Below are 14,477 nucleotides of genomic sequence, written 5' to 3' on the forward strand. Positions count from 1 at the left end.
TCAAGACCCGTGCTCCGCCGCCCACTCCTCCTCGAGGCGGTCACGCCGGGCGTTCTCGAGGTCGAGCTCCCGGCCCTTGGTCACGGCGTACCACCACGTGAGCGCGAAGAGCGGGCCGATCACGAACATCGAGTACTCCCAGAACCCGGACACGATCAGCACGAGCTGGATGGCCCACCCGATCCAGATGCCCACGGGCCTCTGCACGAGCGCGCACGTCAGCAGTGCGACGACAGCCAGGACGGAGAAGCCGATCGCGAACCACAGGGCGTGCTCCTCCCCGCGGTTCAGCCCGAACAGGGTCATCCCCAGGAAGAAGATCACGACCGACTCGAGGGTCAGCACCACGGACGTGAACATGGCGCGCGTGGAACGGCGACGGCGGCGTTGACCGGGCGTCCAGGACCGCTGGGCCTTGGTCTCACGCTCGGGGCGCCACGCCTCGGCACCGAAGTGCTCGCCCTCGGTCGCGGCGGTTCCGGACGTCTCGGCCGGCTCGGCCGGGTGGGGCGTCGCGTGGCTCATCGGTGGTCCTCCGTCTCGTCGGCGTCGTCCAGCAGCTCGAGGATCTCGGGATCGAGGGCGTCCTCGTCCTCGTCGGCCAGGCCCACGGCGTCCAGCAGATCGGCCGGGTCGAGGCCGCGGGCGGCCACCGTCACCGGTCCGGCGCGGCGGGGCTCGCCGAGCAGCGCACGGACCTCGGCCGCGAGGGTGATGGACCCGAGGACGAGCACACCACCGCCCGTGCCGGAGGCCAGCTCGTCGGCGCTCGACTCGAGCGCCTCGGCACGGCCCACGGCCCACTCGAGCGCGTCCGGCACGGACTCGGTGGCGAACAGGTCGTCCTCGGGCCAGCCGGCGTCCAGGGCGATCCGCGCGAGCTCGGCCGCGGGGATGGCCCGCGGCGACGTCGACTGGGTGAGCGCCAGGTCCGCGACGTCGTCGCCGAACGCGCGGTGCAGCGCCTCCAGCATGGCGGGGGCGTCCTTCTCCTGCAGCACCCCCACCACGAGCACGAGGCGCGTGAAGCCGAACGACTCCTGCACGGCGCGCACGGTGGCCCGCACACCGTCGGGATTGTGGGCGGCGTCCACGATCACCGTGGGGGCGGTGCGCAGCACCTCGAGGCGGCCCGGGGAGGTGACCTGCGCGAGGCCCTCCCGCAGCAGCTCCTCGTCCAGGGGACGCTCTCCCCCGCCGAGGAACGCCTCGAGCGCGGCGACGGCCAGGGCCAGATTCTGGGCCTGGTGCTCGCCGAGCAGGGGCAGGAAGAGGTCGGGGTACTCGCCGGCCAGGCCGCGCACCGCGACCTGCTGCCCGCCGACCGCGAGCGTACGCTCAACGACGCCGAACTCGACGCCCTCGAAGCGGAACGGCACGCCCGCGGACTGCGCGGCCTCCAGGAGCACCTGGGCGGCGTCGCGCTCCTGCACCGCGGACACCAGGAACCCGCCCGGCTTGACGATCCCCGCCTTCTCCTCGGCGATCTCCGCCTCGCTGTCCCCCAGCAGGTCGGTGTGGTCCAGGGAGATGGGGGTGACCACGGAGACGACGCCGTCGGCGACGTTGGTCGCGTCCGTGACGCCGCCCAGGCCCACCTCGAGCACGACGACCTCGACGGGCTCGTCCGCGAAGACGGCGAACCCGAGCACGGTGACGGCCTCGAAGTACGTCAGGCGCGGCTCGCCCGCGGCCTCCAGCTCGGCGTCGACGGTCTGCACGATCGGCAGGATCTCGCCCCACACGCGCACGAACGTCTCGTCGGACACCGGTTCGCCGTCGATGCTGATGCGCTCGGTGACCTTCTGCAGGTGCGGCGACGTGTAGCGGCCCGTGCGCAGCCCGTAGGCGCGCAGCACGGCCTCGATCATGCGCGCCGTGGACGTCTTGCCGTTCGTTCCGGTCAGGTGGATGACGGGAGCGGCGTCCTGCGGGTCCCCCAGGAGGGCCAGCACCCGACGCACGGGGTCCAGCCGCGGCTCCATGCGGTTCTCCGGCGCGCGGGCCAGCAGGTCACGGTAGACGGCCTCGACCGTGCCGGGCCTCTGATCCGCACTCATGCGCCCACCTTCTCCACGGTCACGGCCACGGCCTTCATGGCGTCGTCGGCCGGGTCCTGGCGCGTGTCCTCCGCGCCGGAGTCCACGAGGTCCAGCTCCGCCGAGAGCGTCTCCCCCGCGATCAGCTCGCGGTGCGACTCGAGCGCCGCGAGCACGGCCGCCGGGCCCTCGATCCGGGAGCGCACCCGGTCGGAGACCTCGAGGCCGGCGTCCTTGCGGGCCGCCTGGACGGCGCGGATCACGTCGCGGGCCACGCCCTCGGCGGCAAGCTCCGCGCTCACCCCGGTCTCGAGGACGAGGAAGCCCGCCGCCCCGGAGAGCACGCCGACGGCGGTGCCGGCGGGCGCGCCCGTGGACACCGTGCGCAGCTCGTAGAGCTCGGGGGCCAGCGTCACGGTCTCGCCGTCGGCCAGGGCCACCGCCAGCCCGTCGGCGGTCTCCGCGTACGCGCCGGCGTCGACGGCCTTCTTCACGAGCGGGACCTGCTTGCCGAACGCCTTGCCGAGCTCGCGGAAGTTCAGGGTCAGCTTCGTGCCGATCCCGTACTCGGCGATGGCCTCGTCCGAGAGCTCGGTGAGCGCCACCTCCTTGAGGTTGAGCTCGTCCGCGACGATCCGCGCGTAGGTGCCCTCGAGGCCGGCGGCGTCCGGCACGACGACGGACAGGCGCGCGAGCGGCAGGCGCACGCGGCGCTTGGCGCCCTTGCGCAGCGCCGAGCCGGCGGAGCTGATGCGGCGCACGGCGTCCATGCGGGCCACGAGCGTCTCCGCCTCAGGGCCGTGCGGGAACAGGTCCGCATCCGGGTAGTCGGTCAGGTGCACCGAGCGGCCGCCGGTGAGGCCGCGCCAGATCTCCTCCGCCACGAGGGGCAGCAGCGGCGCGGCGGCGCGCGTGAACGCCTCGAGCACGGTGTACAGGACGTCCATGGCCACGGTGTCCTCGGCGAAGAACCGCTCGCGGGAGCGCCGGATGTACCAGTTGGTCAGCGTGTCCATGAAGGTGCGCAGCGCCTCCGTGGCGTCGGAGACCTCATAGGAGTCCAGCGCCGCCTTGACCTCGCGCAGCATCTGCCCCGTGGCGGCCAGGACGTACTGGTCCAGGGGGTCCTCGGAAGTGTGGCGCTCGCTCGCGCGGTAGCCCTCGGGGCGGGCGCCGCCGTCATGGGCCGTGTTGGCGTAGAGCGAGAAGAAGTGCCACGCGTTCCACGCCGGGAGGATCACCTGGCGGGTGGCCTCGCGGATGCCCTCCTCCGTGACGATCAGGTTGCCGCCGCGCAGGATGGGGCTGGCCATGAGGAACCAGCGCATGGCGTCCGAGCCGTCGCGGTCCAGGACCTCGTTGACGTCCGGGTAGTTGCGCAGCGACTTGGACATCTTCTGGCCGTCCGAGCCGAGCACGATGCCGTGCGAGATCACGTTGGAGAACGCGGGGCGGTCGAACAGCGCGGTGGCGAGGATGTGCATCGTGTAGAACCAGCCGCGGGTCTGGCCGATGTACTCCACGATGAAGTCGGCCGGGTTGTGCGTGGGGAACCACTCGGCCCGCTCGAACGGGTAGTGCACCTGCGCGTACGGCATGGAGCCGGAGTCGAACCAGACGTCCAGGACGTCCTCGACGCGGCGCATCACGGCCCCGGCCGCGGCGGCCTCGGGGTCCGGGTGCGGGCGGGTGAGGTCGTCGATCCACGGACGGTGCAGGTCGACCTCGCCCTCGGCGTTGCGCGGCAGGCGCCCGAAGGCCTCCTCGATTTCGGCGAGCGAGCCGTAGACCTCCTGGCGCGGGTAGTCCGGGTGGTCGGACTCCCACACCGGGATGGGCGAGCCCCAGTAGCGGTTGCGGGAGATCGACCAGTCGCGGGCGTTGGCCACCCACGTGCCGAACTGCCCGTGCTTCACGTTGCCGGGGATCCAGGTGATCTCCTCGTTCAGCTCGAGCATGCGCTCCTTGACCTGCGTGACCGCGACGTACCAGGAGGTCACCGCGCGGTAGATCAGCGGCTTCCGGCAGCGCCAGCAGTGCGGGTAGGAGTGCTCGTAGGAGGCTTCGCGGGCCACGCGGCCCAGGTCACGCAGCGCGCGCACGATCGTCCGGTTGGCCTCGAAGACCTGCACGCCGGCGATCTCGTCGATGTCGCCGCGTCCGGTGTCCTCGCGGGCGAACAGCGGGAGGAACTTCGCGCCCGAGTCCACGGAGAGCAGCACGGGGATGCCGTTCGCCTCGCACACCCGCTGGTCGTCCTCGCCGTAGGCGGGGGCCTGGTGGACCACGCCCGTGCCGTCGTCGGTGGAGACGTAGTCGTCCACGAGGATGCGGTGGGCGGCGTCCAGGGTGAGCTCGCGGCCGTTCGCGGTGAACGTCTCGCCGCGGTGGGCGTCGAACACGTCCGTGAACAGGGGCGCGTAGCGCAGCCCGCCCAGGCGGGCGCCGGGGATGGTCTCCACGACGGCGGCGCGCGCGGCCTCCGCGTCCGCGTAGCCGAGCTCCTTGGCGTGGGCGGGCACGCGGTCCAGGGCGAGGAGGAAGCGCTCCGCGTCCACGGAGGCGCCCTCGGGGCCGGCGGGCACTACGGCGTAGGCGATCTCCGGCCCGACGGCGAGGGCCGCGTTGGTCGGCAGGGTCCAGGGCGTGGTGGTCCACGCGAGGACGTGCACGCCGAGGAGACGCTCGGCCAGGTCGGCGTCGGCGCCGCCGTCGGGGATGAGCGCGGCGTCCTCCGGCAGGCCCGTGACGGGGAAGGAGACGGTGACGGAGGGGTCCTGGCGCATCTGGTAGACGTCGTCGTCCATGCGCAGCTCGTGGTTGGAGAGCGGGGTCTCGTCGTTCCAGCAGTAGGGCAGCACGCGGAACCCGCGGTAGGTGAGCCCCTTCTCATGCAGCTGGGAGAACGCCCAGATCACGGACTCCATGAAGTCCGGGGTGAGGGTCTTGTAGTCGTTCTCGAAGTCCACCCAGCGGGCCTGGCGGGTGACGTACTCCTGCCACTGGTCCGTGTACTTGAGCACGGAGGCGCGGCACGCGTCGTTGAACCGGTCGATGCCCATGGCTTCGATCTCGGCCTTGTCCGTCATGCCGAGCTGCTTCATCGCCTCGAGCTCGGCGGGCAGACCGTGGGTGTCCCAGCCGAAGCGGCGCTCCACGCGGCGGCCCTGCTGCGTCTGGTAGCGGGCCACGAGGTCCTTCACGTAGCCCGTGAGGAGGTGGCCGTAGTGCGGCAGGCCGTTCGCGAAGGGCGGGCCGTCGTAGAAGACGAACTCGTTCTGCGCGCCGTCCTCGGTGAGCGGCGGGCGCTGGTCGATGGAGGCCTGGAACGTGCCGTCCTCGTCCCAGTACTGCAGGATGCGGCGCTCGATCTCCGGCAGGCGCGGCGAGGCGGGCGTGGTGCCGTTCGGGTCAGAGGAGGCGAGGGGGTACACGGTGGTCCTTTGCGGTCCGGGGAGGTGTTCCGTGCAAGGACGCACACCGGGGCCGTGGGGCCGCCGGCGGCGCGGTACCACCTTGCTTGCCGGTCCCTGCTGCCCGCGCGCGGAGGCGAGGGCGGTGCGCGGACCGACCGCTTCGTGACGGCTGTGACGGGCCTGCCCGTCCGGTTCTACTGAGGCGCCGCCTGCGGCGGACGCCCGTTCTTCCGGAGGCTCACCGGTGATGGCCGGATCGACGCCTGTGCCCGCCAGTGTAGTGGACCGGCGGGCACAGGCGTGAGGGGGTGCGCGTCAGAGTCTGGCGCGCTTCACCGCGGCGAGGTCTCCATCCACGGTGACGTGCACGGCGTCGCGGCCGTGGGCCCAGAGGAGCAGCTCGCCGACCTCACCCGACACGGTGACCGGGGTGTGGACGGCCACCGACTCGCGGGCCACCGTCACGGGCGCGCGGCCGGGGGCCTGCAGGACGACGGGGACCGTCGAGGAGCGCAGGAGCATCGGGGCCATGCGGCGCAGGGAGCGGTAGAGCGCGTCCGTGTCCCGCTCGGAGAAGGCGCGGGGCGCGGGGAGCTCTCCGCCGCGGGCGACCTCGCCCCGACGCACGTCCTCGAGGTGGATGAAGTGCTCGGCGGCGTTCACGTGCTTGTCGGCGAGGCGCATGGGGTTCAGGGTGCCGGGGCCCTTGGCCCAGGACTGGACCAGCTCGCGGTAGTCGCGCGACTTGGCCTGGTCCGAGACCTTGCCCAGGTGGGCCTTGAGCGGGCCGACCATCATGCCGGCGGCGGCGTCGGGGCGGTTTTCGCGGACCCACAGGTGCGTGGCCATGTCGCGGGTGGTCCACCCCTCGCAGAGGGTCGGGGCGTCGGGGCCGTTCTCGAGGAGGAGGTCGGACAGGCGGGCACGTTCGGCAGAGGCGAAGGTCATGGTCGCCAGGCTAGCGAGCGGACACCCGCGACGGCGAGGAGTGCGGGGCCGAGGGCGGGGTGCGCTCTGCGAACTCGACGAGTCCGCCGAGCACGCCGCCGGCCACGCCCATCCACCGGCGCGGGTGCCGCGCACCGCGGCGGACGGCCAGGCGCTCGAGGCCCGCGTCCGCCTTCAGGGAGAGCCACAGGCTCACGCCCAGGACCGTCCCGATGCCGACGCTCCCCGCCGCCAGCGCCACCGCCTGACGCGGGCCGTCCACGACGGGGCCGGCCGAGGACGCGCTGCCGCCCCCGCGGACGGAGGCCGCCCAGGCACCGCTCGGGATGAGCAGGGCCACGGCGCCGCCGAACGCCGCGGCGGTCCGGACGTGCGGCAGCCGCCCCAGCGGGATCAGGGAGGCCACTCCGCAGCCGAGGCCCGCGGCGGCGGCCGCGGCCAGCCGCAGCCGCGCATCGGGGATCGCCCGCTCCGCCCGGCGCACCTCCCGCTCGAAGCGCGCCCGCTCCGTGAAGGGCATGTCCTGCGCGAACCCGGTCATCGGCGGATCACCTTGTGCTGGGCGGCCTGCGCGACGGGCCGCATCACGATCTGGTCCAGGTTCACGTGGTGCGGCAGCTCGACGGCGTGTACGCACACCTCGGCGACGTCCTCCGCCGTGAGGGGCTTCTCCACGCCGGCGTAGACCGCGTCGGCCGCCGACTGGTCTCCCCCGAGGCGGTTCTTCGAGAACTCCTCGGTGTGCACCATGCCCGGCAGCACCTCGACCACGCGCACGTTGTGCTCGGCCTCCTCGAGGCGCAGGGCCCCGGTCAGCCCGTGGGCGCCCATCTTGGCCGCGTTGTACCCCGCACCTCCCTCATAGGCGACGATCGCCGCCGTCGACGTGAGGTTCAGGACGGTGCCCTCCCCGTGCGCGCGCAGCAGGGGAAGGAAGGCGCGGCACGCGTTCAGGGTGCCGAGCACGTTGACGCGGAACATCCACTCCCAGCCGGCCGGGTCGCCGTCGGCCACGGCGTCCACGCCCTGCGCGCCGCCCGCGATGTTGAGCAGCGTGTCCGCGCCGCCCTCCGCGGCCACCCGGTCGGCCAGCGCGCCGACGGCCGCCGCGTCCGTCACGTCCAGGGGCGCGGGCCGGACCTCCCCCATGAGGCCCTCGGCGCGCACCTGCGCGGCGAGCTGCTCGAGGCGCTCGGCGCGGCGGCCGGCGGCGTACACCCGCCAGCCGCGGCGGGCCAGCGCGAGGGCGGTGGCGCGGCCGATGCCGGAGGTCGCGCCGGTCACGACGGCGGTGCGGGGCGGCGTCGAGGAGTCGGCCACGGTGGACGGGGCGGGGGTCTGCGAGGTCTCGGTCACGCGTCCACTGTAGGCACGGGGCCGACGGGGACAGGGCCGCAGCGGGCCTCGTCGGCGCGCCGCACGCGGACCGTGCGGGAGGGGCGGGGATGGTCGTGCGTGCTCACAGCCCCACCGTGCGGCCGTGGGAGAATGGCCGGCATGGCTGAGAACACGCAGGGCACAGACACGCCCACCGACGCATCCCCCGCTCCGACGACCGCCGTGGCGGTCCCGGACCGCCCCGCCCTCGAGGGACTCGAGGACAAGCTGACCGCCCGCTGGGCCGAGGAGGGCACCTACGCCTTCGACCCGGACACCACGCGCGAGCAGGTCTACTCGATCGACACCCCGCCGCCCACCGCCTCCGGCTCCCTGCACGTGGGCCACGTGTTCTCCTACACGCAGACCGACGTGCTGGCCCGCTACCAGCGCATGACCGGCAAGAACGTGTTCTACCCCATGGGCTGGGACGACAACGGCCTGCCCACCGAGCGTCGCGTGCAGAACTACTACGGCGTGCGCTGCGACCCCACGAAGCCCTACATCGAGGGCTACCGCCCGCCGGAGACGCCGGCGAAGAACCAGCGCGACTGGGACGTCGTCTCCCGCAAGAACTTCATCGAGCTCTGCGAGGAGCTCGCCGTGCAGGACGAGAAGGTCTTCGAGGACCTCTTCACCCGCCTCGGCCTCTCCGTGGACTGGTCCATGACCTACCGCACCATCGACGACGTCTCCCGCGCCGTCTCCCAGCGTGCCTTCCTGCGCAACATCGCCGCGGGCGACGCCTACCTCTCCGAGGCCCCCACCATGTGGGACGTCACCTTCCGCACCGCCGTGGCCCAGGCCGAGCTCGAGGACCGCGAGGTCGCCGGCGCCTACCATCGCTACCCGTTCTTCACGGCCGACGGCGAGCAGGTCTTCATCGAGACCACCCGCCCCGAGCTGCTCGCCTCGTGCTCCGCCCTCGTGGCCCACCCCGACGACGAGCGGTACCAGCCGCTGTTCGGCACCACGGTGCGCTCGCCCCTCTTCGACGTCGAGGTGGAGGTCAAGGCCCACGAGCTGGCCAAGCCGGACAAGGGCTCGGGCATCGCGATGGTCTGCACCTTCGGCGACCTGACCGACGTCACGTGGTGGCGCGAGCTGCAGCTGCCCACCCGGACGCTGATCGGGCGCGACGGCCGCTTCGCCGCCGACACCCCCGAGTGGATCACCACGGAGGCCGGCCGCGCCGCCTACGCCGAGACCGTGGCCGGCAAGACCGTGTTCTCCGCGAAGGAGGGCGTGGTGAACGCCCTCACCGAGGCCGGCCTCATGGACGGCGAGCCGAAGAAGATCATGCACGCCGTGAACTTCTACGAGAAGGGCGACAAGCCCCTCGAGGTCGTCACCTCGCGCCAGTGGTACGTCCGCAACGGAGGCCGCGACGCCGACCGCCGCGCCGCCCTCATCGAGCGCGGCCGCGAGCTGACGTGGCACCCCGAGCACATGCGCCACCGCTACGAGAACTGGGTGGACGGGCTCAACGGCGACTGGCTCGTCAGCCGCCAGCGCTTCTTCGGCGTGCCGATCCCGGTCTGGTACCGCCTCGACGAGGACGGCGAGCCGGTCTACGACGCGCCGATCGTCCCCGAGGACTCCGTCCTGCCGGTGGACCCCGTGGCCGAGCCCGCGCCGGGCTTCACCGAGGACCAGCGCGACGTCCCCGGCGGCTTCACGGGCGACCCCGACGTGCTCGACACGTGGGCGACCTCCTCGCTGACCCCGCAGATCGTGGGCCGCTGGAGCCGCGACGACGCGTTCTTCGAGAACGTCTTCCCGTTCGACCTGCGCCCGCAGGGCCACGACATCATCCGCACGTGGCTGTTCTCCACCGTGGTGCGCGCGGACGCCCTCAACGGCTCCGTCCCGTGGACGGACACCGCCCTCTCCGGGTGGATCCTGGACCCGGACCGCAAGAAGATGTCCAAGTCCAAGGGCAACGTGGTGGTCCCCACCGACATCCTCGAGGAGTTCGGCGCGGATGCGGTGCGCTATTGGGCCTCCTCGGCCCGCCTCGGCGCGGACACCGCCTACGAGGTGGCGCAGATGAAGATCGGCCGCCGACTGGCGATCAAGCTGCTCAACGCGGCGAAGTTCGTGCTCAACCTGGGCGCCACCTCCGACGCCGTGGTGCGCTCGGAGGCCGACGCCGCCGTCGTGACCAACGCCCTGGACGCCGCGCTGCTGGCCCGCCTGGCCCAGACCGTCGAGCAGGCCACCGCCGCGTTCGCCGGGTACGACTACGCCCGGGCGCTGAACGTGACCGAGCAGTTCTTCTGGCAGTTCACGGACGACTACGTGGAGCTCGTCAAGGACCGCGCGTACGGCGGCCACGGCGAGGCGGAGCAGGCCTCCGTGGTGGCGACGCTCGCCACCACCCTGGACGCGCTCCTGCGCCTCCTGGCCCCGTTCCAGCCGTTCGCGACCGAGGAGGTGTGGAGCTGGTGGCGCACCGGCTCCGTGCACCGCGCCCCGTGGCCCGGCCTCGAGGCCGAGCTCAGCGGGCTGCGCGCGGCGGCCGAGGGCGGCGACCCGCGGGTCCTCGCCGTCGTGGCGCAGGTGCTCGGCGGCGTCCGCAAGTCGAAGTCGGAGGCAAAGGTCAAGCAGCGCACCGAAGTCCGCACGGCGACCGTGCGGGCCGGCGCGGCGCAGCTCGACGCGCTGCGCGGCGGGCTGGCCGACCTGAAGGCGGCCGGCAACGTGGCCGACGTCGTGCTCGTCGAGGCCGAGGGCGAGGGCGACCTCGAGGTCACCGATGTGGAGCTGGCCCCGGCCGAGCAGGCCTGACCCGTCCACGGGCCCGGCGCGCCGTCCCACCCGGGGCGGGGTGCCGGGCCCGCGGCCTCCCCCTGCACCCGCTCCTCGTCCACCTGCCCGTCGTGCTGATCCCCCTCGTCGCACTCCTGACGGTCCCGACCCTGGTCTCGCGCCGCTGGTTCCAGTGGTCCGCCCCCTTCACCCTCGGCCTGGCCCTGCTGGCCGCACTCGGCTCGTGGTTCGCCACGTGGTCAGGGGAGGACCTGGAGGCACGGCTCGGCGAGAGCTCGGCGCTGCTGGAGCAGCATGCCCAGCTCGGGGAGATGACGCGCAACCTGGCCTTCCTCACCCTCATGCTCCTCGCGGTCCACGTGGCTCTCTTCTGGCACCGCTCCCCCGCGGCGACGCGGGCGTTCGGTGAGAATCGACCCGTCGTCCACACCGTGCTGGCCGTGCTCACCCTCGTGGCCGCTCTCGCGGGCGTGGTCGTCGCGATCCAGGCAGGCCACGCCGGGGCGCAGCTCTTGTGGCTCGGGGCGGCGTGAGCGGCCGGGGCGGTCTGATGCGGGAGACTGGCCGCATGCGACTCCTCCCCCGCCCCACCGCCACCCCGCCGCCGGATCCTCGCCGCGGGTCCGCCGGCGCGCACCGCACCGCCCGCCGCACCGCCGGCGTGCTCGCCGGCATGGGCGTGCTGCACTTCGTGAAGCCCGAGTCGTTCGACGGCCTCATCCCGCCGGCCCTGCCCGGCTCCGCGCGGGTGTGGACCCTCGGCTCGGGTGTGGCCGAGCTGGCGGTGGCCGGGCTGCTCGCCGCCCCCAGGACGCGGAGGGTGGGGGCGCGCGCCGCCCAGGCGCTGTTCGTGGCCGTGTGGCCGGGCAACATGTGGATGGCCTGGCGGGCCCGGCACGCCTCGGTTCCCTTCCGCGCCATGGCCTTCGGCCGCCTGCCCCTGCAGATCCCGATGATCCGTTCGGCGGGACGGATCGCCCGGGCGCTCTGAGGCCCGCGAGGACCCCGCACACGCCGCAGGCCCGACCTCTGCTCGAGGGAGCAGCTGCCGGGCCTGCGGTGCTCCGCGGCAGGAGCCCCAGGATCAGTCGAACTCGGGGCTCGTCGTGCGGGCGCGCTTGAGCTCGTAGAAGTACGGGAACTCGGCCAGCGCCACGGCGCCGTCGAAGATGCGGCCGGCCTGCTCGCCGCGCGCGATGCGGGTCATCACGGGGCCGAAGAACGCCGTCCCCTCGAGGGCCACGACCGGGGTGCCGACGTCGTTCCCCACCAGCTCCTCGGCCCTGCGCTGCGCCTCGCGGAGGTGATCGTCGGCGGCGTCGGTGCGGGTGGACTCCAGGACGGCGGTGGCGTCCAGGCCGAGCTCCTCGGCGGCCTCGGCGATGACCGCCTCGTAGTCCTTGTTCCCCTGCTCGTGGATACGGGTGCCCAGCGCCGTGTACCAGTCGGCGAGCAGCTCGGGGCGCTCGGTGCCCACGTGCAGGGTGGCGCGGCCGGGGATGAGCCCCTCGTCCGTGTGGCGGCGGTAGTCCGGGTCCAGCTCGCGGCCCTCGTTGAGCATGTAGAGGGACATCTGGTGGAAGCGCACCTCGACGTCCCGGACCTGCTCGACCTCGAGCATCCAGCGGGAGGTGATCCAGGCGAACGGGCACGTGGGGTCGAAGTAGAAGTCGACGACGGGGGTCTGCGGGGTCTCGGTCATGAGGGGCCTCTCTCGGTGTCGGTGCTGCGGTGCGGACGAGGTGGGTCAGGCGGTGCCGTCAGGCGCTGCGGCCGCGGCGGCGGCGCTCCACCTCGGCCGGGATGAGCAGGGGCTCGGCGTCTCCGCGCACGGCGTCCCCGGTGACCACCACGGTCCCGACGTCCGTGCGGGAGGGCAGCTCGAACATCACGGGCTTGAGGACGTTCTCCATGATGGAGCGCAGCCCTCGTGCGCCGGTGCCGCGGGCCTCGGCCAGCTCGACGACGGCCTCGAGCGCGTCCGGCTCGAACTCCAGCTCGACGCCGTCCATGAGGAACATCTTCCGGTACTGCTTCAGCAGGGCGTTCTTCGGCTCGGTGAGGACGCGGACGAGCTGCTCCCGCGTGAGGTCCTCCACCGTGGTGATGACGGGCAGGCGGCCGATGAACTCCGGGATGAGGCCGAACTTGAGGAGGTCCTCCGGGCGGACGTCCGCGTAGGAGGTCTCCCCCGCCCCCAGGTGGTTCAGCGGCGCGCCGAACCCGATCCCCTTGCGGCCGGCCCGGGAGCCGATGATCTCGTCCAGCCCGGCGAAGGCGCCGGCGACGATGAACAGGACGTTGGACGTGTCGATCTGCAGGAACTCCTGGTGCGGGTGCTTGCGACCGCCCTGCGGCGGCACGGAGGCCACCGTGCCCTCGAGGATCTTCAGGAGCGCCTGCTGCACGCCCTCGCCCGAGACGTCCCGGGTGATGGAGGGGTTCTCGGACTTGCGGGAGATCTTGTCGATCTCGTCGATGTAGATGATCCCCTGCTCGGCGCGCTTCACGTCGTGATCCGCGGCCTGGATGAGCTTGAGGAGGATGTTCTCCACGTCCTCGCCCACGTAGCCGGCCTCGGTGAGGCTCGTGGCGTCCGCGACGGCGAAGGGCACGTTCAGCTTCCGCGCGAGGGTCTGGGCCAGGTAGGTCTTGCCGGAGCCCGTGGGCCCGACCATGAGGATGTTGGACTTGCCGATCTCCACATCCGCCAGCTCGTCATGCCCCGACAGCCGCTCCGCGAGGTCCGCCCCGCGGTCCTGCGGGCTGCGCACGCGCTTGTAGTGGTTGTAGACGGCCACCGCGAGGGAGCGCTTGGCCGCCTCCTGACCCACCACGAACTGCTCCAGGTGGTCGAAGATCTCCTGCGGCGTGGGGAGCACCAGCTCGTCCGACTCGGCGGCCTCCCCCAGCTCCTCCTCGATGATCTCGTTGCAGAGCTCGATGCACTCGTCGCAGATGTAGACCCCCGGGCCGGCGATGAGCTTGCGGACCTGCTTCTGGCTCTTGCCGCAGAACGAGCACTTCAGCAGATCCGCGCTCTCTCCGATACGCGCCATGGTGGTCTCCTCGAGATGGGCGGGATGGACGGCGTCGTGTCCCGTGGCGGACGACTCCGTTGTCGGACTCGCTCCAGGATACGCGGGGACCCGGACGCGTTAAGGGGCGGACACCCGGGACGCCGCGAGGGCCCGCCCGCGATGCGGCGGCGGACCCTCATGACGGTCGGCTCAGGCGGACGGACGGGTGATCTTGCGGGAGGGGAGCACCTCGTCGACCAGGCCGTACTCGAGGGCCTGGTCGGCCGAGAGGAACTTGTCCCGGTCGATGTCCCGGGAGACCTCCTCCGGGGTCCGGTTGGTGAGCGAGGCCAGGGTCTGCTCCATCCAGACGCGCATGCGGTTGATCTCCTGCGCGTGGATCTCCAGGTCCGTGGCCGTGCCCTGGTCGCCCTGCATCGCCGGCTGGTGGATCAGCACGCGGGCGTTGGGCAGCGCGAGGCGCTTGCCGGGGGCGCCGGCGGCCAGCAGCACCGCCGCGGCGGAGGCAGCCTGGCCGAGGCACACGGTCTGCACCTCGGGCCGGATGAACTGCATGGTGTCGTAGATCGCCGTCATGGCCGTGAACGAGCCGCCCGGGGAGTTGATGTAGAGCGTGATGTCACGCTCGGAGTCCATCGCCTCGAGGACGAGCAGCTGCGCCATCACGTCGTCGGCCGACGCGTCGTCCACCTGCGAGCCCAGGAAGACGATGCGGTCCTCGAAGAGCTTGGCGTAGGGGTCCTGGCGCTTGAAGCCGTAGGGAGTGCGCTCCTCGAACTGCGGCAGGATGTAGCGGGCGCTGGGAGCGGTGGCGGAGGGCGTCCCGGTGGGGAGCCCGGCGGGGAACGGGGTCATGGAAGGTCTCCTCGAGAGGGTCTGGATGG

General features: G+C 72.6%; 12 protein-coding genes. 3 read left to right on the plus strand and 9 right to left on the minus strand.

The features are described 5' to 3' along the window. The 6 genes from NJC10_RS04795 to NJC10_RS04820 form a co-directional block, all read right to left on the minus strand. Positions 1–525: a DUF4233 domain-containing protein gene (locus tag NJC10_RS04795; protein ID WP_248114959.1), complete on the minus strand. Its 525-nt coding sequence runs from the start codon at positions 523–525 to the stop codon at positions 1–3. Then, positions 522–2,060, minus strand: coding sequence for a bifunctional folylpolyglutamate synthase/dihydrofolate synthase (locus tag NJC10_RS04800; RefSeq protein ID WP_319074926.1), 1,539 nt, complete (start codon positions 2,058–2,060; stop codon positions 522–524). Before NJC10_RS04800 ends, NJC10_RS04795 begins: the two co-directional genes overlap by 4 nt. After that, positions 2,057–5,473 (minus strand): isoleucine--tRNA ligase, encoded by a 3,417-nt coding sequence (ileS, locus tag NJC10_RS04805; RefSeq protein ID WP_319074927.1) that lies wholly within the window; start codon positions 5,471–5,473, stop codon positions 2,057–2,059. Before ileS ends, NJC10_RS04800 begins: the two co-directional genes overlap by 4 nt. Positions 5,474–5,770: 297 nt before the next feature. Beyond that, complete coding sequence (locus tag NJC10_RS04810) at positions 5,771–6,403, minus strand: TIGR03085 family metal-binding protein (protein WP_319074928.1); 633 nt, start codon at positions 6,401–6,403, stop codon at positions 5,771–5,773. A gap of 10 nt (positions 6,404–6,413) precedes the next feature. Beyond that, positions 6,414–6,944 (minus strand): hypothetical protein, encoded by a 531-nt coding sequence (locus NJC10_RS04815; protein ID WP_298713416.1) that lies wholly within the window; start codon positions 6,942–6,944, stop codon positions 6,414–6,416. Beyond that, a complete protein-coding gene (locus tag NJC10_RS04820; protein ID WP_319074929.1) occupies positions 6,941–7,759 on the minus strand; it encodes an SDR family oxidoreductase in 819 nt (272 codons plus the stop codon). The genes NJC10_RS04815 and NJC10_RS04820 overlap by 4 nt, the downstream gene beginning before the upstream one ends. Positions 7,760–7,900: 141 nt before the next feature. Between NJC10_RS04820 and valS the strand changes: the two genes are divergently transcribed. The 3 genes from valS (at position 7,901) to NJC10_RS04835 (ending at position 11,543) form a co-directional block, all read left to right on the plus strand. After that, complete coding sequence (gene valS, locus NJC10_RS04825) at positions 7,901–10,570, plus strand: valine--tRNA ligase (RefSeq protein ID WP_319074931.1); 2,670 nt, start codon at positions 7,901–7,903, stop codon at positions 10,568–10,570. A gap of 62 nt (positions 10,571–10,632) precedes the next feature. Then, positions 10,633–11,085 (plus strand): DUF2231 domain-containing protein, encoded by a 453-nt coding sequence (locus NJC10_RS04830; protein WP_319075002.1) that lies wholly within the window; start codon positions 10,633–10,635, stop codon positions 11,083–11,085. A 140-nt stretch (positions 11,086–11,225) separates the two neighbouring features. Further along, entirely contained in the window at positions 11,226–11,543 is a 318-nt protein-coding gene (locus tag NJC10_RS04835) for a hypothetical protein (protein ID WP_319075003.1), read from the plus strand. A 93-nt stretch (positions 11,544–11,636) separates the two neighbouring features. On the opposite strand, the gene NJC10_RS04840 is transcribed toward NJC10_RS04835, so the two are convergent. The 3 genes from NJC10_RS04840 to NJC10_RS04850 all read right to left on the minus strand — a co-directional run bounded on the left by NJC10_RS04840 (position 11,637) and on the right by NJC10_RS04850 (position 14,448). Continuing rightward, positions 11,637–12,254, minus strand: a complete 618-nt coding sequence (locus NJC10_RS04840; RefSeq protein WP_298713404.1) for a DsbA family protein — start codon at positions 12,252–12,254, stop codon at positions 11,637–11,639. Positions 12,255–12,312: 58 nt separating this feature from the next. After that, positions 12,313–13,611 carry an ATP-dependent Clp protease ATP-binding subunit ClpX gene (clpX, locus tag NJC10_RS04845; protein ID WP_319074934.1) on the minus strand — a complete coding sequence of 433 codons (1,299 nt, stop codon included), beginning with the start codon at positions 13,609–13,611 and terminating at the stop codon, positions 12,313–12,315. Positions 13,612–13,782: 171 nt separating this feature from the next. Then, the gene (locus NJC10_RS04850; RefSeq protein WP_248114972.1) at positions 13,783–14,448 is read right to left on the minus strand and encodes an ATP-dependent Clp protease proteolytic subunit; all 666 of its coding nucleotides are present in this window, start codon (positions 14,446–14,448) and stop codon (positions 13,783–13,785) included. Positions 14,449–14,477 lie beyond the last annotated feature (29 nt).

Origin of the sequence: Micrococcus sp. M4NT (assembly GCF_033790745.1) — a bacterium.
In the GTDB taxonomy this organism is placed as follows: Bacteria; Actinomycetota; Actinomycetes; order Actinomycetales; family Micrococcaceae; genus Micrococcus.